The sequence below is a fragment of the Pseudomonas sp. BP11-1-1 genome, assembly GCF_052112105.1.
In the GTDB taxonomy this organism is placed as follows: domain Bacteria; phylum Pseudomonadota; class Gammaproteobacteria; order Pseudomonadales; family Pseudomonadaceae; genus Aquipseudomonas; species Aquipseudomonas alvandae.
The window spans coordinates 1-19,204 of sequence record NZ_JAUTYU010000001.1 but is presented as its reverse complement, the minus strand read 5'-3'; the positions used below and the strand labels follow the sequence as shown (position 1 = coordinate 19,204).

Here is a 19,204-nt window from a genome sequence, read left to right as displayed (position 1 = left end):
CCTGGGATTAAAAAGCGTTTGCCGACCTGAACTTATCATCGGTTTGCGGCTCACATGCCGGTAGCCATTGGTCGTGGCCGCCTGATAAGCTCGCGGCTTTACTCGATTGCCCTTTAGGCGCATGAACAAGGAAATAGCATGAAACAGCATCGGTTGGCGGCGGCGGTAGCCCTGGTTGGCCTGGTACTCGCGGGTTGCGACTCGCAGACCAGCGTAGAGCTGAAAACCCCGGCGCAGAAAGCTTCCTACGGTATTGGCCTGAACATGGGCAAGAGCCTGGCTCAGGAAGGTATGGATGACCTGGACTCCAAAGCGGTTGCCCAGGGCATCGAAGATGCCGTCGGCAAGAAAGAACAGAAGCTGAAAGACGAAGAATTGGTCGAGGCCTTTGCCGCACTGCAAAAGCGTGCCGAAGAGCGCATGGCCAAGATGAGCGAAGAGTCGGCAGCTGCCGGCAAGAAATTCCTCGAGGAAAACGGCAAGAAGGCCGGCGTGACCACCACCGCTTCCGGCTTGCAGTACGAAGTGGTCAAGAAAGCCGACGGCGCACAGCCCAAGCCAACCGACGTAGTGACCGTTCACTACACCGGCAAGCTGACCAACGGCACCGTGTTTGACAGCTCCGTTGAGCGTGGCAGCCCGATTGACCTGCCGGTTAGCGGCGTGATCCCGGGTTGGGTCGAAGGTCTGCAACTGATGCACGTCGGCGAGAAATACAAGCTGTACATCCCGAGTGATCTGGCATACGGCGCCCAGAGCCCGAGCCCGGCCATTCCTGCCAACTCGGTCCTGGTGTTTGACCTTGAACTGTTGGCGATCAAGGATCCGGCAAAAGAAGACGCAGCCAAGTAATCGCGTCTGCTATAAAGACAACGCCTCGCTTATGCGGGGCGTTGTTGCATTCGGCTTTCGGTAAACGATCAAAAAAACCGAACCCCCGCTGCAGGCCACAGTCATAGGCAATACGGGCCCTGTGCTAGACGCAGTCGACCCATCAAGTCAATGAAATATTGGGTTTTTTTATGTGAGTAAAAAACGCCCGATCTAAGCCGGGCCCTTATAAAACGGGGGCTTCAGCGGTGAAACGCAGCTCTGTTCACAAGGTTATCCACAATTTGTGTGGATAACATTTCAGCGGGAGAAAAAATGAAGGCGCCGTGGAATTTCACGCGATTCCTGCCCTTGGCGGGACGGCTGCTGGCCCGCGGCAGATTGCCGACGTTGCTGTTTGCCGTTGCCAGCAAGGGTGCCCGGGAAGGCGGTCGACTGGGCAAGCTCAAGGACGACCTGCGCTTGTTGCAGGCGCTGTGCCTGGCCTACTGGCGTGGCGAATACCGGGCGGTGAGCGCCAAGTCGTTGCTCTCGGTGGTGGCGGGGCTCATGTACTTCCTCAGTCCCCTGGATGCGATTCCGGACTTGCTGCCCATGTTTGGCATGTTTGACGATATCGCCGTGCTGGCGTGGATCATGAAAACCCTCGACGACGAGCTGAGTGCGTTCCGTGCGTGGCGTGACTGCCAATCCCCCGAGAAACTCGCACTGGTCGAAAGACTCCCCGACACCCCGGAACAGCTGCAGCTCCAAGGTCCAAAAAAGACCTGATTCAGTCCGTTTCCCTTCAGAACTTCATCGCCCCGCGACCTTGGCTGCTATTTAGGATTACACTTCCTAGGAAAAAAGCTGACTCGCAAAGTGTTGTTGTCCTACGGGGTGTTCATGGATATTCAAATAATCACACGCGACGGAGAGCCCGAGTACGCGGTTTTACCGTGGGATCAGTACCAGTCGTTATTGAAGGCAGCCGGCATCAATCAAGCTCCGTCGCGTGAGGCAAACGTCTCGCATGCGGCGGCACCCGGCCAGGTTCTCCCTGGTCTGGATCAACTGCGCAGTCTGCGCGAAGGGAAGGGCATCGCCATCGAGGCGCTGGCCCGCACGGTAGGCATCAGCCCGTCTTATCTGGCCATGATCGAAAGCGGTGAGCGTCAACCCGACGCCGCGATCAAGCGCAGTCTGGCCTGGGAACTGACGGTGCCGGGTTGGAGGGATGAATCGTGAGTGTACGGATCAGTCGGCAACATTGGGACGGGTTGTTGGGTGAGTTGGACCAGGCGCGTCGCCAGCGCCATTTATTGACATACCGCGCCTTGCTGGAGCGCTTGCAACTTCCCAGCCCGGCCATGCAGACCTTGACTGCGGCGCTTGAACATCTGGCGGCGCTGGATGCGCGGGCCGAGCAACCGCTGCGCAGTTCGCTGGTCATCAGCCAGGGTGCCAGCCGACTGCCACGTACGGGCTTCTTCGAGTGCGTTGAACGTCTTGGACGTTTTTCCGGCCCCTCCGACGGTGTGGCCGCCGCGTCCTGGCATGCTTCGGAAGTGGTCCGCGTGTTCGAATACGAGTACCCCGAATCGGCGGAGGCCTGAATGCTCTGGCGTATTAAGGCCCGGGCCGGTTATTGGCTCGCGCGCCGGTTGTTTCATTGGTCATGGTTCGTTCGGCAGCCACGCGGGTGGGCCTGGCTCGAAGGTCAATTTGCCCGCATGGCGAACCTGGGCGACGTCAGTGCTCAAAGCTTTTATGGCCATATCCTGACGTTTCGCGGCCAAGGCCTCGGCGCCAGGGAAGAGGGCGTTCGTCTGCTGCGATTGGCTGCATTGGCCGGTGATGGCAAGGCCGCCTATCAAGTGGGTGTCATCAGCCTTGCTGGCTCCACCACCAAGGCGCCCGATCCGGCCGAAGCGGCGCGTTGGTGGACCCTGGCGGCAAAGGCTGGGCACCCATTGGCCGACATCAAGCTCAAGGGGCTCGACGACCAGAATCCGTAGCGTTATCCACAGGCTGTCTGGCCAGTGTTGTTCCCCGTCTTGTGGGCCGGTCCTGTAGGGCCAATTAAAGAACGATCCTACGAGCTGCGTCTCCTTATCTGACTTATTTTTCCTGCCGTCCCCGGCAAAGTCTCGCGCTTCCCGATTTCTCGCGAGATGCTCCTCCATGTCCGACCGTTTTTTCCTGCTGCCTCATGGCCGAGCCCCGTCCTGATGGATCAGGTGCGCCGCATCGAGGAGGCACTCGACGACTTCAAGGACACCCTCCCTCTCTACCGCGAGCAGCTCGAAAGTTGGTACAGCCGGGCTGCGGACCGGGCCAGCCAAGCAACCGACCTGCCTTCACTGATGGGTATGGAGCGGCTGATTCGTTTCGGCGACGGCATTACCGCTGTCAGTATCGAAGACAAGGATTTTCTCTCTTCCGTCGCCCAGTGCCCGCAAGGCGGGAGCATGACGATCGAGAGCAAGCTCGAGTCTGTGTATGACATCCCGCTGGGCGACATCGTGGTCGATGTGGTGTCGGTGGACACGGGCGAAGTCACTCCAGTCACGCTTGACGCCCAGGGTATCGGGACTTTCAAGGGCGAGGCGGGGCGGTCCTATCGGGTTCACGTCCAAGGCGACGTATCCCCCAAGCAAATTGACGATCTGTTTTCTTCCTACGACGGCTTGAGCTCCGATCTGACGGACTGGCTGCGCGGCGAGTGGCAGGGTTTCAAGCCGCAGTGGGCCCAGCAGTCGTTGGCGACTTCGGCGGCAGCGGTGGGCAATGGCTTGCTCGCTGGCGGTTGGGCGGCGATCGAAGGCGTGTGGGACAGCATCGGTTTGCTGTCGGACATCCTCAAGGATCCCAGCCAATTTGGCGACCGGTTGGGCAGCAGTGCGGACGATTTTGTCAAGCTTGCCAAGTCGGCACCACAGGTCATGGCGAAGCTACAGCTACTCGTCAGTGACGAAGCGGCGCTCTGCCTGCTGGTGCGAACCGCCATGCTTTGGCTGGAGATGCTACCACCCAGCGAATTAGCGGGCGGGACAGCGGCGGCAGTCGCCACGATGGTTGTGCAATTGGCGATTGATCTGCTGATCGGCGTGGTGCTGACCTTTGTCGGTGTGGGGGCGGGCATTGCCTATTTGACGATGCGCTTGTTCCGGTACGGCGCACGGCTGTTGGACGCGGTGAAGCGTTTTATCAGCGCCATTTTCGCGCTGGTGAACGGCTTCATGGGCTACGTCGACCGTTATAAAACCGTGGCGGCGCGAGGCATCGCCGTTGGTGTCAAGAAGGGACGGATGCAGTTGCGCTGGGACGCGCAGCGCAACACCACGCTGAAAAAGCAGGAACACCACGACGACGTCCCCACCCAATCGACAAACCCCAACGGCGACCCGGCCGACAGCGCCGCCCAGACCCGCACCCACGGCTGCCCGGTGTCGATGGTCACCGGCGAAGAACTGCTGACCCTGGACGACGGCATCCTCGACGGACGCTTGCCGTTTACCTTCACCCGCCTCTATCGCACCAGCGCCGCCGAGCTGGACATCGGCCTCGGCCGCGGGTGGAGCCATGCCCTGGCCCATCGCCTGCTGATCGAAGGCGAGCAGGTCATCTGGCTCGACCAGGAAAACCGTCGCACCACCTTTCCCCGGCCCAGCCTGCAACGCCCGGCCATCCACAACAGCCTGGCCCGCGCGGCGATCTACCTGAGCAATGAGCCGGACGAATTGATCATCGCCCAGCCCGGCGAAGACGCCCCTTTCCTACATTTTCGCGACGGTTGTCTGATCGCCCTGAGCGATCGGTACGACAACCGCCTGACGATCCAGCGCAACATCTACGGTGACATCAGCCGGCTGGACAACGGCGCCGGACGCTGCCTGCGTTTACGCTACGAACACCGCCACCTGGTCGCCATCGATTACCAGAGTTTTCACCCGGCGCCGACCCGCGACGAAAGTTGGCGCACTGAACAAACGCTGGTTTCCTACCGCTACGACGGCCGTTTCCGACTCATCGAAGCGACCAACGCGGCTGGCGAAAGCGAGCGCTACGACTACGACGACCAGCACGTCATCCTCCAGCGGCAACTGGCCGGCGGCGCGAGTTTTTACTGGGAGTGGCAGGGCTCCGGTCCGGCGGCGCGCTGCGTGCGGCATTGGGCGTCGTTCGCCCAGATGGACAGCCGCTACACCTGGGGCGAGGACGGCAGCGTCACCGTTCACAACCTTGATGGCAGCCAGGAAGTCTACGTCCACGACGACCGCGCGCGACTGGTGCGCCAGGTCGATCCCGCCGGCGGTGAACACCTCAAGGCCTATGACGAACAGGGCCGGCTGATCGCCGAGCAAGACCCGCTCGGCGCCGTCACTGAATATCGCTACGACGAAGTCGGACGGCTGGTGGCGCTGATTCCGCCTGAATACGAGCCTACGTCCTACGAATACCGCAACGGTTTCCTGCACACCCGGCAGCGCGGTAAAGCCGTGTGGACCTACCGCCGCAACGACCAGGGCGATGTCATCGAGGCCATCGACCCGGACGGCCAAAGCACCTGGTACCACTACGACGGCCAAGGGCAACTGAAAACCATCAGCTACCCGGACGCCAGCGCCCATTATTTTGTGCGCAACCGCCTGGGCCAGTTGACGGAAGAAACCCTGCCCGATGGCAGTCGGCGGTGTTTTTCCTACGACGCCCAAGGGCGTTTGCTGACCCGCCAGGACGAACACGGCGCTATCACCCATTACCAATGGGACGCCGTGGGCCGCTTGCTGCAGACCACCTTGCCCGGTGGCGCCACCCGCACCTGGCGCTACAACGCCTACGGCAAAGTCATCGCCGAGCAGGACGAACTGGGGCGCACCACCCGCTACGAATACGCCGACGATTTGCACCTGATCAGCCGCCGCCTCAACCCCGACGGCAGCGAGCTGAAGTATCGCTACGACTCGGCGCGGCTGTTGCTGACGGACATCGAGAACGAATCCGGCGAACACTATCGGCTGGACTACACGCCCAACGGACTGATCCGACAGGAAACCGGCTTCGACGGCCAGCGCACCGGTTATGCCTACGACCTCAACGGTCACCTGCTGGAAAAAACCGAGTTTGGCGCCGACGGCAGCCAGCGCATCACCGCCTACCAACGCGACAGCGCTGGGCGCCTGCTGCGCAAGACCCTGCCCGACGGCACAGCGATCGATTACCGCTACGACGCCCTCGGCCGCTTGGTCAGCGTCGACGACGGCCATTGGCCGCTGGCCTACGAGTACGACGCCCGAGACCGTCTCGTCGCCGAACACCAGGGCTGGGCCACCCTGCGTTATCGCTACGACAGCGTCGGTCGCTTGATCCACTGCCGACTGCCCGACCGCAGTACCCTCGACTACCGCCATGCTCGAGGCGGTGCGCTGATCGCCATCGACCTCAACGGCACCTGCCTGACCGAACACCGTTTCAAGGGCGGCCGCGAAACCCAACGCCAGCAAGGCCTGCTGCTCAGCGACTACCGCTACGACGAACAAGGTCGCCTCAAAGCCCAAACCGTGTGGCAGACCCAGCAGCACCAATTGTTCTGGCGCGATTACTCCTACAGCGCCAACGGCAACCTCGCCGCCCTTTCTGACAATCGAAACCGCCGCAGCTACCAGTACGACTCGCAAGATCGTCTGCTTCGCATCGACTATGCCCACAGCCAAGGCCCCGAACGCTTCGCCCACGACCCAGCCGGCAACCTCTTGCTGCAAGACCGCCCCGGCCCTACCACCCTCAAGGGCAACCGCCTGCTCATGGAGGGCGACCGCCACTACGACTACGACGCCTACGGCAACCTCATCCGCGAACGCCGCGGCAAAGCCCAATGCCTCGTCACCCACTACCGCTACGACAGCCAACACCGCCTCATCGGCGTCACCAGCCCGGACGGCAACGAAACGTCCTACCGCTACGACGCCTTCGGCCGACGCATCGAAAAGACCGTGGCTGGAAACACCACGGAATTCATCTGGCAAGGCGACCAAGTCATCGCCGAAAGCAGCGACCGCCACTACCAAAGCTACGTCTACGAACCCGGCACCTTCCGCCCATTGGCCCTGCTGGAAGGCGAGGGCCCGGACAACGCCACGCCGTTCCACTACCACAACGACCACCTCGGCACGCCGCAGGAACTGACCAGCCACCAGGGTGAAATTGTCTGGGCGGCGCGCTACAACGGTTACGGCAAACTCACCGAGCTAAAGCACGGCAACGGCAAGCGCCTGGAACAACCGCTGCGCTTTCAAGGCCAATACCACGACCGGGAAAGCGGCCTGCATTACAACCGGCACCGGTACTACAATCCGGAGACGGGGCGGTATCTGACGCTGGATCCGAGCAAGCTCAAGGGCGGGCTCAATGGGTATCGATACACCCTGAACCCGACGGGCTGGGTGGATCCGTTGGGGTTGGAGGATTGTCCAGGAAAAGGTAAATGCGCTCCTGAACAGGGCGATCAAGCTCCTGGACACAAAACGAGTGTCAACAAAGGTACACCCAAGCTTCCAGATGTCGAATGGACAAATCACGGTAATAAGCATGTTTCTCCAAAAGCGCCTTGGCCCGCCGTTGTAAAATCTACTGCCAACGGTGGTGCTGCCAGATATTTACCGGGTACTGATATTGAAGCACTGGAGCGTTATGTTTTTGCAAACGGACAAAGTGTTAATAATGGGAAGCCATGGAAAATTATGGATCTGGGACGAACGGTCGGAGCAAACGACGGCAAAGAAACTCGATATATGAGAGTTGAATTGAGCGCCCGCACAATACACGGGCACCCGATATCCGAAGAATCGTTTAAAAAATTCACCAAGAAGAAGTAATTGATGAACACTCAGAAAATAAACGAGCTTGGCGGAAAAATAACATTTGATGATATTTCGCATTTAAACCAAACAGCGGAGCCAACGCTGCTTATAGATGACCTGAAAGAGGACCTGTTTCAAGTCAGCTTCCCCTTGGATCAAATTTTAGATATCGGTTGGTACCCGGAATTTTGTAAGGATGGCCACTTTAGAGTCGTTCTGATATCAGAATCTAACTGGGATACTCCAATACACTGTGAATACGCAAAGAACTGGGCGGAGCTGGAAGAAGTACTAACGAACGCGCTAAATAAACTAAAAAAGTAGGACTTGGCAATAGGGTCAGATGATTTGAGTTGATGCTGCCTGCTAAACCGCTTTCGCGAGCAGGCTCGCTCCCACAACGGATCAGCTAAAAGCCTGACACAGGCTACTCGGCCAACGGGGCTGTACGCAGCCCAGCGGGAGCAAGCTCCCTCGCCACAGGATTTGTAGCTGCCATTCCGTTGGGGTGAAGGCAACCCACTTTCACACCGATAGCCCCAACTCCAGGACCGGTGCCTGCTCGATCGCACCATTAATCAAGTACACACTCCCGCCCACAATCTCCTTGGCATGATGCTTCGCCTGTGAAGCCATCTCCGCCAACTGGCTGGCATCCAGCTCTCCGCAGGCCTCGGAACGCAGGTGCACCACCCCAATCGACAGCGACAGCAACGCAAACTCCTGCCGCACTCCCTGGCGGTTCAGCGCGGTAAAACATCCAGCCTCGAGATGTTCGGGGCGGTAGAAACGGCGGCAGTGGGTTTGGAAGTCGTTGAGGAGTTGGGTCAGGCGTTTGCGCCAGTCATCCGGGCCGAGGACCAGCAGGAAGTCGTCGCCGCCGATGTGGCCGACGAAGTCGCGGCTGGGGTCGATGCGTTCGTTCAGGCATTGCGCCAGGCAGAGTAGGACTTCGTCGCCGCGGCCATAGCCATAGATGTCGTTGAAAGGTTTGAAGCTGTCGATGTCGACGTAGCAGATCACCGATTCCTGCCGTTGCTGCAACAGGCGGGTCAGGCATTGCTGGATCGGCACGTTACCGGGCAGCAAGGTCAGGGGGTTGGCGTAGCGGGCTTGCTGGATTTTCAGCTCCGTGATGAGTTTGAGCACGTCGATGACCCGGCCCAATCCCATGTAGTTGCCGTTGAGGGTGATGATGAAATCTTCTTCGATGCGTTGCCGGGCGCGGCTGGTAATGAGCCGGCTGACTTGCTGCAGGGACTGGTTGAGTTCCACCGCGAGGAAGTCGTCGCTCATCAGGCGGCTGATGGGCTTGCGCGCGAACAGGTCGGTGGCGAAGGGTTTGAGCAGGGCGTCCGAGAGTGAATGGCGATGGACGATGCCGCACGGTTGGCCACGGTCATCCAGTACCGCCAGGGAGTTGAGGTTGGCCTGGCGGCGGAACGCGTCCAGGACTGCCGCCGTCGGTGTGTTGTGGGTCACTGCCGGTTGTTCGTTGAGCAATGCGCCAAGGTCGTTGACTTCGTCGCCCAGTGGCGTCGTGCCGCTGTCTGAGCGAGGCATCAGCGCCTTGGCGTCGTGGGATGGGTATTCCTGGGGCCGGGCGAGCAGGTAGCCCTGGACCAGATCGACGCCCATCTCGATCAACACGGCCAGTTCTTCCGGCAATTCTATTCCCTCGGCAATCACCTGGGCCCGTGAGGCCTGGGCAATCTTCAGGATCGAACCGACGAACTCGCGCTTGAGCGCGTCCTGGTGAATGCCATCGATGAAGTGGCGGTCGATCTTCACATAATCCGGCCGCAGTTCCGACCAGAGCCGCAAGCTTGAATAACCGGCGCCGAGGTCATCCAAGGCAATCGAAAAACCCATGGCCCGATAGTGATGCAGGGCGGTTTGCAGGAGCTGGAAATCATCGATCGGGGTTTGTTCGGTCAGTTCGATGACGACCTGGCTGGGCGAAATGCCGAAGTCTTGCAAGAGCTGCAAGGTACGACCGGTCTGGTGCGCCGCTTCGAGCAAGGATTCGGGCGACACGTTGAGGAACAATTTGCCCGGCAGCTTTTGCTCATTGAAGCGCTGGCAGGCACTGCGTCGGCAGGCCAGTTCCAATTCGGTGAGCCGTCCGGCCTGGCGGGCCACGGACAGTAATGCGATGGGGGAGTGCAGCGGGCTGTTCGACGGGCCACGGGTCAAGGCTTCGTAGCCCAGGATACGTCGTTCAGAGAGGCAGACGATAGGTTGGAACAGACTGTGCAAACCGCTTTGAGTCAGGATTGAGCTCAAGGCACTCAGCTGTTCTATCGTGGTCATGGCGATCTCTGGCGATAAAAAAAGGACTGGGCGCAACCCCTGCTGGGGTGCGCCCGGTCCTGTATTTCACGACAGACTGATGTCAGTTTGATGACACTCCGACGAGCGTCACCATTAAATGGCCATCATCTCAGTGCTTGGCGACCGCCGTGTTGAGTTTCAGGTAATCCAACAGGATCCGCCCGGTTTCGCTCAGGTAGGCATCGTCCTCCGGCTTGGTCTTTTCCGGTTCGGTGATGAGGTCTTCGTCTTCTTTCTTCAGCTCTTTGAGCGGCTCTTCGCCCTTGGCCTTGCGACGCAGGTTTTCCATCGCCAGTTGCTTGGCCTCGATGTCGGCATGCTGCGCCCGGCGATCGGCTTCGTTGAGGCTGACGGTTTTCTCGGTCATCAGCTTTTGCGCCAAGGCCAGCTTGTCGCGAATGAACACAAACTCCGCGTCCTGGGCCGTGCGGGCGTCATGCTCGGATTTCAGCTGGGCCAGGTACGGCTTGAACGGATCCACGGCCGGCTTGATCGCGGGTCGGATGGTGTCCCACGGCATGGCCTCGGGCAAGGCGCTTTCACCGATTTCCTTGGTGTCGATGATCGACGGGTAATCGATGTCAGGCAGCACGCCCTGGTGCTGGGTGCTCTGGCCGGAGACCCGGTAGAACTTCGCCAGGGTCAGCTTCAGTTCGCCGTGGTTCAGCGGCTGGATGGTTTGCACGGTGCCTTTGCCGAAGGTCTGGCCGCCGATGATCAGCGCGCGGTGATAGTCCTGCATGGCGCCGGCAAAAATCTCCGAGGCCGAGGCCGACAGGCGATTGACCAGCAAGGCCATTGGCCCTTTGTAGAACGCGCCCGGATTTTCATCTTCCAGCACATCCACCCGGCCATCGGCGTTACGCACCAGCACGGTCGGGCCTTTGTCGATGAACAGGCTGGTCAGCTCGGTGGCTTCCTGCAAGGAGCCGCCGCCGTTGTTGCGCAGGTCGATCACGACGCCGTCGACTTTTTCCTTCTGCAATTCGGTCAGCAGTTTCTTCACGTCGCGGGTGGTGCTCTTGTAGTCCGGATCCCCGGCGCGGAAGGCCTTGAAGTCGAGGTAGAACGCCGGGATCTCGATGATGCCGAGCTTGTAGTCCTTGCCGTCCTGCTTGAGGTTGAGGACCGACTTTTTCGCGGCCTGTTCTTCCAGCTTCACCGCTTCACGGGTGATGGACACGACTTTACTGGTCTGGTCGTTCGGCGCATTGCTGGCCGGAATGACTTCCAGGCGAACCACCGAGCCTTTCGGGCCACGGATCAGCTTGACCACTTCGTCCAGGCGCCAGCCGACCACGTCGACCATTTCCTTGCTGCCCTGGGCGACACCGATGATCTTGTCTGCCGGGCCGACCTGCTTGGTCTTGTCTGCCGGGCCAGCTGGCACCAGGCGCACGATCTTGACCTGGTCGTTGTCGCTCTGCAGTACCGCGCCAATCCCTTCGAGGGACAGGCTCATGTTGATGTCGAAATTTTCCGCGTTATCCGGCGACAGATAATTGGTGTGCGGGTCGTAGGACATCGCGAAGGTGTTGATGTAGGCCTGGAAGACGTCCTCGGCGCGGGTCTGGTCCAGGCGCGCCAATTGGTTCTTGTAGCGCTTGGTCAGGGTTTCCTGGATCTGCTTGGAATCCTTGCCGGCGATCTTCATGCGCAGCACTTCGTCCTTGACGCGTTTGCGCCAGAGGTCGTCGAGTTCGGCCGTGCTTTTGAGCCAAGGCGCATCCTTGCGGTCGACCAGCAAGGTTTCCTTGGCATTGAAATCGATCTTGTCGACGCCCTTGTTCAACTCCGCCAGGGCGTAGTCCAGGCGCGCCTTGACGCGATCCAGGTAGCGCTTGTAGATGACGAAGCCGGCGTTCAGGTCGCCGCTCTTGAGGAAGTCGTCGAACTGGGTCTTCCACTTGTCGAATTCGGCAATGTCGCTGGCCAGGAAATAACTGCGCGACGGATCAAGCAGCTTCAGGTAGCTGTCATAGATGATGACCGAGCGTGCGTCATCGAGCGGCGGCTTGCTGTAGTGATGGCGCTTGAGCAGCTCGACGACGTTGAGGCTGGCGATCACCTCGTCGCGATCGGGCTGAAGCTTGTCCCAGCTGTTGGCCGCAAACGTATTGCTCGAAAGCGTCGAAACGCCGAGGCCAATGAAAAGGGCAAGTGCAGTACTGGGGAACAAGTGCTTCATGCTGATTCGACGCAGGGACAATTGATAACGCATATTAGGCCGTCTTTGAAGTCGCCGGTTCCATGTGGCCCGGGCGCATAATGCAAGAAAGCCCGGCGTTGAAGCAGCGGGCCCAGTCGAGACTCACTATGGAGGCACCGTGAAAGCATTGCAAGGCGTTGAAGGTCAAGTGGTATGGGCAGATGAGCCGAGTCCGGCCTGCGATGCGGGGCAAGTTCGCATCCGTGTGGCGGCCGCCGGCCTGAACCGGGCCGATTTATTGCAGAAAGCCGGGCATTATCCACCGCCTCCGGGCGCCAGCCAGGTGCTGGGGCTCGAGTGTTCCGGGGTGATCAGCGAAGTCGGGCCTGGCTCTTCCTGGCAGGTCGGCGACCGCGTCTGCGCCCTGTTGGCGGGCGGTGGGATGGCCGAAGAAGTGGTGGTCGACGGCCGCCACGTGCTGCCGGTACCTGAAGGCCTGTCGATGGCTGAAGCGGCCGCGCTGCCTGAGGTCTACGGCACCGCGTGGCTGAACCTGTTCCAGCTTGCCGGGTTGCGGCCGGGTGAAAAAGTGCTGCTGCACGCCGGTGCCAGTGGCGTCGGCTCGGCGGCAATCCAGCTCTGCAAGGCGTTTGGCAACCCATGCTGGGTGAGCGTCGGTTCGGCGGATCGGCTGGCCTATTGCGAGGCGTTGGGGGCCCAGGGCGGCGTGGTGCGCACCGACGATATCAACAGCCTGAACGACTTCGCGCCGTTCGATGTGATCCTCGATCCGGTCGGCGCGAACTACGCCAGCCTCAACGTGAAACTTTTGTCAGTTGACGGCCGCTGGGTATTGATCGGCCTCATGGGCGGCCGCACGACCGAACTCGACTTGGCCCAGGTGCTGGGCAAGCGCATCCAATTGCTCGGCTCGACCCTGCGCAGTCGCAACGATCAATTCAAGGCCGATCTGATCAGCGAACTGGGGCAGCAGGTATGGCCGTTGTTCGCTGATAAACGCTTGAGCCCTCAGTTGGCCCGGACGTTTGCGGTCACCGATGCCGAAGCGGCGTTTGCGGAACTGGCGACGAACACGGTGTCCGGGAAGTTGGTGCTGGTGGTCGATGAAAGCTTGAGCTGATGCAGATCCTGTGGGAGCGAGCTTGCTCGCGATAGCGGCGTGACAGTCAACAAGGCTGTTGAATGCTCGACCGCCATCGCGAGCAAGCTCCCACACAGGAGGCAAGGGCGACTCCGGCACGCTGACCTTTGGTCGGCAGCCCGTATCCGATGCGCGCGCCCTGCTAGCGTTAATCAATGAGGGGATGGGGTAACCGCAGCTTTTATTTCACCGCCAGGTGAAGAGAGTGATCATGGCCATCGCCGAATGGCGCATGCAGGGCGTCGAGTTCATAGCCTGCAACTGCAATTGGGGCTGCCCGTGCCAATTCAATGCGCCACCGACCCATGGCCACTGCCAGGCAGTGGCGTCGATGCGGGTGGAACGCGGGTATTTCGAGCAAGTCACGTTGGACGGCTTGTGCTGGGCCGCCACCTTCGCTTGGCCGGGCGCTATCCATGAGGGCAAAGGCAGTTGCCAGGTGTTCATCGATGAACGCGCCGACGAGGCGCAACGCCAAGCCCTGCTGACTATCCTCTCTGGCCTGGAGAGCGACCCCGGGGCCAACGTGTTCCAGGTGTTCAGCAGCACCATGAGTGAGGCGTTCGAACCACAATTCGTGCCCATCACCCTGTCCATCGATGTCGACCAGCGCCTGGCGCACCTGGACATTCCAGGCGTGCTGCAGGCCAGCGGCGAGCCGATCCGCAGCCCGATCGACGGCTCGCCTCATCGCGTCCGCCTGTCCCTGCCCGAGGGCTTCGAGTTCCATGAGGCCGAAGTCGCCAGCGGCAGCTACCAGACGCATTCAGCCCTCAAGCTGCAATCCCAGGGCAGCCATAGCCACCTCGCCCACGTGCACTTCACTGGCCACGGCATAGAGCCGTAGCGATGGAAGCACCTCAGGCAGTGACCCAGGGCAGGCGACTGACTGGCGAGCAGTGGTTATTGGTGTTCTGCCTGCTCGCGCTGACCGCCCTGGCCTGGCTCATGCTGCTGCGCATGGCCCGCGACATGAGCGCGCCGGGTGGCATGGCTGATGCGGCAATGGCCGGTATGGTCATGCCTTGGAGCCTGGCCGATGCGCTGCTGATGTTTGCCATGTGGGGGGTGATGATGCTGGGCATGATGCTGCCCAGCGCATTGCCCATGTTGCTGATCTATCAGCAGATGCTGCGCAAGTGCATGCCGTCACCGAAGCGACACTTGGCCTTGCTGCTGTTCTGCAGCGCCTATGGCCTGGTCTGGGTCGGCTTCGCCTTGGGCGCCACGGCGCTGCAGTGGGCACTCGAACAACTGGCCTTGCTCACTCCGGCGATGCGCAGCAGCAGTACTGTGTTGGGCGCCGGTCTGCTGCTGGTCGCGGGTGTCTATCAGTGGCTGCCCAGCAAGGCGGCCTGCCTCGAGCATTGTCGCGGGCCGTTGCATTTTCTGCTCAGCTACTGGCGCCCCGACGTGCTCGGCGGCTGGCGCATGGGCCTGGCCCATGGCGCTTATTGCCTGGGCTGCTGTTGGGCGCTGATGGGGCTGCTGTTCGTAGTCGGCGTGATGAACCTGTTCTGGGTGGCAGTGATCGGGGCCTTCATCCTGCTGGAGAAAAACCTGCCCCAGGGGCTCTGGCTCAGTCGTATCTGTGGTGTGTTGTTGATCGGCTGGAGTTTTTGGCTGCTGCTGGGTTGAACCTGTGGGCGAGCAAGCTCGCACAGGTCTTGTATCCGCAGGCTTGGATCGCCCCCGTGGCGAGGGAGCTTGCTCCCGCTGGGTGGCGCAGCCGCCCCAATCGGGACGGCGCAACTATCCAGGTAGACCGCGTCAGCCGGTTTTACGACTGCTTCGCAGCCGAGCGGGAGCAAGCTCCCTCGCCACAGGGACCGGAGTGTTTTTCTCGTCCGGGGGTTATTTCCAGGTATGGATTGGCCACCCAGCCAGCTCGGCATGAGCTTTCAAAACCTGATCCGGATTCACCACATGCGGGTAATCCACCCGCAGCAACAACGGCAAGTCGTTGCGCGAATCGGAATAGAAACTCGCGCCTTCAAGGTTCTCCTCTTCGGCATCCAGCCAATCCAGCAACCGGGTGATCTTGCCTTCGCGGTAGGTCAGGGTGCCCACGGTCTTGCCGCTGTACACCCCGTGGGCCACTTCAAGTTCGATCGCCAGGATCTCATCGATGCCCAGGCGTTCGGCAATCGGCTTGACCAGGTGGGTGCCCGAAGCCGAGATCACCAGGATCCTGTCGCCGGCCTTGCGGTGTTCGGCGATGGTCTTGGTGGCGTCGCTGAAGATGATCGGCTCGATGAAATCCTCCACCCACGGCGCGACGAGGTGTTCGATTTCTTCCGGCGTGCGGCCGATCATCGGCTCCAGGCTGAAGTCCATGTACTCTTCCATGCGCAGCTTGCCGTGGCTGTAGGCGTCCATCAGCTCGTTGTTGCGCCGCATGAACGACTCCGGATCGACCCAGCCCAGGCGTCCCATCTGTTCGCTCCAGAGGGTGGCGCAGTCGCCGTGGATCAGGGTTTCGTCCAGATCAAAAATTGCCAGGGCCATCAGCGCGTTTTCCTTCTCAAAATCAACAAGGCCGTCAGGCTACCTCACACAGGGCCGACGGATCGATGGAAAGTGCCAACCGGGCACCGTCAGGATGCAGGTCGGCGGCCGAGCGATTGAGCACATCCACCACCAGTTCCACGCCACGGGCCTCGACCCGGTAGCGGATCACGTTGCCCAGCAGGCTGTGGCTGCGGATCAGCGCATCGGGTTCGCCGTTGCGACTCAGTTCGATGGCTTCCGGGCGAATCGCGATGCGACCGTTCACCGGGCGTTGCAGCAGTTTGGTGGCGCTGTCGGCGTCCAGCAGGTTGTAGTTGCCAATGAAACCGGCGGCAAACACATCGACTGGTGCCGTGTAGAGGGTCTCGGCATCGCCGCTCTGTACGATCTTTCCCTGGTTCATCAGGAAAATCCGGTCAGACATGGTCAGGGCTTCTTCCTGATCGTGTGTGACAAAGATCGTGGTCAGACCCAATTCGCGCTGGATCTGTCGGATCTGTTCGCGCAGGTGCTTGCGAATCCGTGCATCGAGGGCCGACAGCGGCTCGTCCAGCAACAACAGGCGGGGCCGGGTCACCAGGGAGCGGGCCAGGGCCACGCGCTGGCATTGGCCTCCGGAAAGTTGATGGGGGTAGCGCGCGGCAAAGTCGTGCAGCTCCACCAGGCGCAGGATCTCCAGCACCCGCTGGCGGCTGTCCGAGGCGTCGACCTTTTGCATGCGCAGGCCAAAGGCGACGTTCTGCTCCACGGTCATGTTGGGGAACAGGGCGTAGCTCTGGAAGACCATGCCGATCCCGCGTTTTTGCGGGCTCAAGGGGACGATGTCCTGGCCGTCCAGCAGGATCTTGCCGTCATCCACCGCCGTCAGGCCGGCAATGCAGCGCAACAGCGTGGACTTGCCGCAGCCGGAAGGGCCGAGAAGGGTGACGAATTCGCCCTTGTGGATCTCACAGTTGATGTCGCTGAACACCGGCGTGCCGGCGTAGCTTTTTTGCAGGTGTTGGACGCTGACGTAGCTCATTGGCTTTTGTCCTTGTTCAAGATGTTGGCCGCCCAGGTCAGGACCAGTACGAAGAAAAAGTAGGAAATCACCAGCGCACTGGTGAAGTGACCGCTGCTGTTGCGCATGTTGTTCAGGTACACCTGCAACGTTTCATAGCGGGTGCCGACGAGGATGTTGGCAAACACGAACTCGCCAAACAGGAACGAGAAGGACAGCAGCAGCGCCACCATCAGGCCCTTGCGCAGGTTTGGCAGCACCACCAGCAACGCGGCCTGGAAAGTGCTGGCGCCGAGCAGTTGCGCGGCGTCCATCAGGTCGCGCAGGTTGATGGCTTGCAGATTGTTGGTGATCGCCCGGTACATGAACGGCAGGGCAACGGTGAAGTAACAGCCGATCAGGATCCACGGCGTGCCGACCATCGCCAGCGGCCCGGAACCATAAAGTTGCAACAGTCCCACTGACGACACCACTGGCGGCACCGCGAAGGGCAGCAGGATGAGAATGTTCATCAGCGCATCGAGCTTGGGAAAGTGGTAATGCACCACGAACAGCAACGGCAGGATCAGCACCACCGACAGCACCAGCGCCCCCACACAGACAATCAGGGATTGGCCGAAGGCATGGAGAAAACGCGGATCGCTCCACAACTGCACATACCATTTGAAGGTGAAGCCGCTGGGCAGCACGGTGGCCGACCAACTGCTGGCGATGGAGTAAATCAGCGTGCCGGCCAGGGGCAGCAGCAAAATGGCGAATAGCAGGTAAACCACTGCCCGATGATAGAGCCCGGCGGGGCCCGATTCAGCGCGAGACATGGTAGCTCCTCTTGAGCAACAGTTGATGGACGATGGTTACCAGGGTCATCAACGCCACCAGCACCACGGCCAATGCACTGGCCATGTTCGGATCCAGGGAGATGTCGCCGGAGACCATGGCCGCGATGCGTATCGGCAACACGTTGAAGTTGCCGGTGGTCAGCGCATAAACCGTCGCGTAGGCGCCGAGGGCGTTGGCCAGCAGGATCACGAACGTGCCCAGCAGCGCCGGGGTCAGCACCGGCAAGCCGATGTGCCGCCAGAACTGCCAGCCGCTGGCGCCGAGCAGGGAGGCGGACTCGCGCCAGTCTTCACGCAGCGCGTCGAAGGCCGGGTAGAGCAGCAACACGCCCAGGGGAATCTGGAAATAGGTGTAGAGAATGATCAGCCCGGTTTTCGAATACAGGTTGAAATCCTCGATGATCCCCGCCTGCTTGAGCATGATCGTGATGCTGCCGTTGAACCCCAGCAGGATGATGAAGGCGAAGGCCAGGGGCACGCCGGCGAAGTTGCTGGTCATGTTCGCGAAGGCGTTGACGAAGTTGCGCAGGCGCGAGTCGACGCGGCGCAGGGAATAGCTGCCGAGCACGGCGATGATGATGCCGAACACACTGGACCAGAAGCTGATTTCCAGGCTGTGCTGGATCGCCTGCCGGTAAAACTTCGAACTGAAGATCTTGCTGAAGTTGGCGAGGCCCCAGCCGAACTCTTCCGATTCCAGGCTGTTGACCAGCACCCACAGCAGCGGGGCGATCTGGAACACGATGAAGAAAATCGCGAAGGGCACCAGGCACAACGCTGCCAGCCATTTGCCGCGCGTCATGGCGTTCACTTGAGCAACTCCTGGCAATAGGGTTTGTCGTGGGCGATGCCGAGCAATTGGCAAATCGTGCCGCACAACTCGGTCTGCCGAGGGGCAGCGTTGGCGTCCAGGCTGAAGCCGTTCCCGAGGACAAACAGCGGCACTTCCCGTTCTTCCGCCAGTAGGCCGTTGTGGGAGCGGTCGTTGTTCATGCCATGGTCAGACGTCACCAGCACCTGATAACCGGCGTCGAGCCAGGCTTGCAGGTAGACCGCCAGGTTGATATCGGCCGAGCGGGCGCTGTTGCGGTATTGCGGCGTATCGAGGCCATGTTTGTGCCCGGCGTCATCGATGTTCATCGGATGCACCAGCAGGAAGTTCGGCGAGTAGCGCTGGCGCAGGTGCTCGGCGTCGGCGAACAGATGGGAATCGGGGTAGTGGTCATTCCAGTAGAAATGCCCGTACTGAATCGGCAGGTCGGGGTTTTCGGTGTGACGATCACGACCGGCGACGAAGGGTGAAACGTTGTAGAGCTCACTGACCCAATGATAGGCAGCGGCTGCCGTACCCAGGCCGGCCTCGGTGGCGTAATGGAAAATGCTGCGCTGGTTCGAGAGGCGCGAGACATTGTTGTGCACGATCCCGCTGTCGATGGGCACGACGCCGGTAAGGATGCATTCGTAGAGCGGGCGGGACAGGGCGGGCAGTTAACATTCCCGCTTGTCGAGCGCCCCGCGTCCTGCGCCGACATAAGC

At 60.7% G+C, this 19,204-nt stretch carries 16 protein-coding genes and 1 pseudogene; 10 read left to right on the top strand and 7 right to left on the bottom strand.

The window, feature by feature from the left end; all coding sequences use genetic code 11:
- Nucleotides 1-138 precede the first annotated feature (138 nt).
- From Q7C33_RS00085 to Q7C33_RS00055, 7 genes are all read left to right on the top strand, one after another.
- Entirely contained in the window at nt 139-852 is a 714-nt protein-coding gene (locus Q7C33_RS00085; RefSeq protein ID WP_030142016.1) for an FKBP-type peptidyl-prolyl cis-trans isomerase, read from the top strand.
- 294 nt (nt 853-1,146) lie between these two features.
- Nucleotides 1,147-1,602: a YkvA family protein gene (locus Q7C33_RS00080; protein WP_217861439.1), complete on the top strand. Its 456-nt coding sequence runs from the start codon at nt 1,147-1,149 to the stop codon at nt 1,600-1,602.
- Nucleotides 1,603-1,716: 114 nt separating this feature from the next.
- Nucleotides 1,717-2,058 carry a helix-turn-helix domain-containing protein gene (locus Q7C33_RS00075; RefSeq protein ID WP_249875755.1) on the top strand — a complete coding sequence of 114 codons (342 nt, stop codon included), beginning with the start codon at nt 1,717-1,719 and terminating at the stop codon, nt 2,056-2,058.
- Nucleotides 2,055-2,426, top strand: coding sequence for a hypothetical protein (locus Q7C33_RS00070; protein WP_003179080.1), 372 nt, complete (start codon nt 2,055-2,057; stop codon nt 2,424-2,426). The genes Q7C33_RS00075 and Q7C33_RS00070 overlap by 4 nt, the downstream gene beginning before the upstream one ends.
- Nucleotides 2,427-2,828, top strand: coding sequence for a sel1 repeat family protein (locus Q7C33_RS00065; protein WP_030142013.1), 402 nt, complete (start codon nt 2,427-2,429; stop codon nt 2,826-2,828).
- A gap of 213 nt (nt 2,829-3,041) precedes the next feature.
- Nucleotides 3,042-7,688: an RHS repeat-associated core domain-containing protein gene (locus tag Q7C33_RS00060; RefSeq protein WP_407682640.1), complete on the top strand. Its 4,647-nt coding sequence runs from the start codon at nt 3,042-3,044 to the stop codon at nt 7,686-7,688.
- A gap of 3 nt (nt 7,689-7,691) precedes the next feature.
- Entirely contained in the window at nt 7,692-7,997 is a 306-nt protein-coding gene (locus Q7C33_RS00055) for a hypothetical protein (protein ID WP_198798094.1), read from the top strand.
- Between the two features lie 201 nt (nt 7,998-8,198).
- Here the strand turns inward: Q7C33_RS00055 and Q7C33_RS00050 are convergent, their stop codons facing one another.
- Together Q7C33_RS00050 and Q7C33_RS00045 are read right to left on the bottom strand one after the other, a co-directional pair.
- Nucleotides 8,199-9,986 carry a bifunctional diguanylate cyclase/phosphodiesterase gene (locus tag Q7C33_RS00050; protein ID WP_407682639.1) on the bottom strand — a complete coding sequence of 596 codons (1,788 nt, stop codon included), beginning with the start codon at nt 9,984-9,986 and terminating at the stop codon, nt 8,199-8,201.
- 130 nt (nt 9,987-10,116) lie between these two features.
- A complete protein-coding gene (locus tag Q7C33_RS00045; RefSeq protein ID WP_187293361.1) occupies nt 10,117-12,195 on the bottom strand; it encodes a carboxy terminal-processing peptidase in 2,079 nt (692 codons plus the stop codon).
- Nucleotides 12,196-12,334: 139 nt separating this feature from the next.
- Between Q7C33_RS00045 and Q7C33_RS00040 the strand changes: the two genes are divergently transcribed.
- The 3 genes from Q7C33_RS00040 to Q7C33_RS00030 all read left to right on the top strand — a co-directional run bounded on the left by Q7C33_RS00040 (nt 12,335) and on the right by Q7C33_RS00030 (nt 14,956).
- The gene (locus Q7C33_RS00040) at nt 12,335-13,297 is read left to right on the top strand and encodes a zinc-binding dehydrogenase (RefSeq protein WP_030142362.1); all 963 of its coding nucleotides are present in this window, start codon (nt 12,335-12,337) and stop codon (nt 13,295-13,297) included.
- Between the two features lie 232 nt (nt 13,298-13,529).
- Nucleotides 13,530-14,165, top strand: a complete 636-nt coding sequence (locus Q7C33_RS00035; protein ID WP_030142361.1) for a DUF1326 domain-containing protein — start codon at nt 13,530-13,532, stop codon at nt 14,163-14,165.
- A gap of 2 nt (nt 14,166-14,167) precedes the next feature.
- On the top strand, nt 14,168-14,956 hold the full coding sequence (locus tag Q7C33_RS00030) for a DUF2182 domain-containing protein (RefSeq protein ID WP_407682638.1): 789 nt from the start codon (nt 14,168-14,170) through the stop codon (nt 14,954-14,956).
- A 216-nt stretch (nt 14,957-15,172) separates the two neighbouring features.
- Here the strand turns inward: Q7C33_RS00030 and Q7C33_RS00025 are convergent, their stop codons facing one another.
- From Q7C33_RS00025 to Q7C33_RS00005, 5 genes and pseudogenes are all read right to left on the bottom strand, one after another.
- Entirely contained in the window at nt 15,173-15,826 is a 654-nt protein-coding gene (locus Q7C33_RS00025; protein WP_407682637.1) for an HAD family hydrolase, read from the bottom strand.
- 34 nt (nt 15,827-15,860) lie between these two features.
- Nucleotides 15,861-16,850, bottom strand: coding sequence for an ABC transporter ATP-binding protein (locus Q7C33_RS00020; RefSeq protein WP_030142358.1), 990 nt, complete (start codon nt 16,848-16,850; stop codon nt 15,861-15,863).
- Nucleotides 16,847-17,647, bottom strand: coding sequence for an ABC transporter permease (locus Q7C33_RS00015; RefSeq protein WP_030142357.1), 801 nt, complete (start codon nt 17,645-17,647; stop codon nt 16,847-16,849). Before Q7C33_RS00015 ends, Q7C33_RS00020 begins: the two co-directional genes overlap by 4 nt.
- Nucleotides 17,634-18,470: an ABC transporter permease gene (locus Q7C33_RS00010; protein ID WP_187293360.1), complete on the bottom strand. Its 837-nt coding sequence runs from the start codon at nt 18,468-18,470 to the stop codon at nt 17,634-17,636. Before Q7C33_RS00010 ends, Q7C33_RS00015 begins: the two co-directional genes overlap by 14 nt.
- A gap of 5 nt (nt 18,471-18,475) precedes the next feature.
- Nucleotides 18,476-19,204, bottom strand: a pseudogene (locus Q7C33_RS00005) (alkaline phosphatase family protein); the annotation flags it as partial.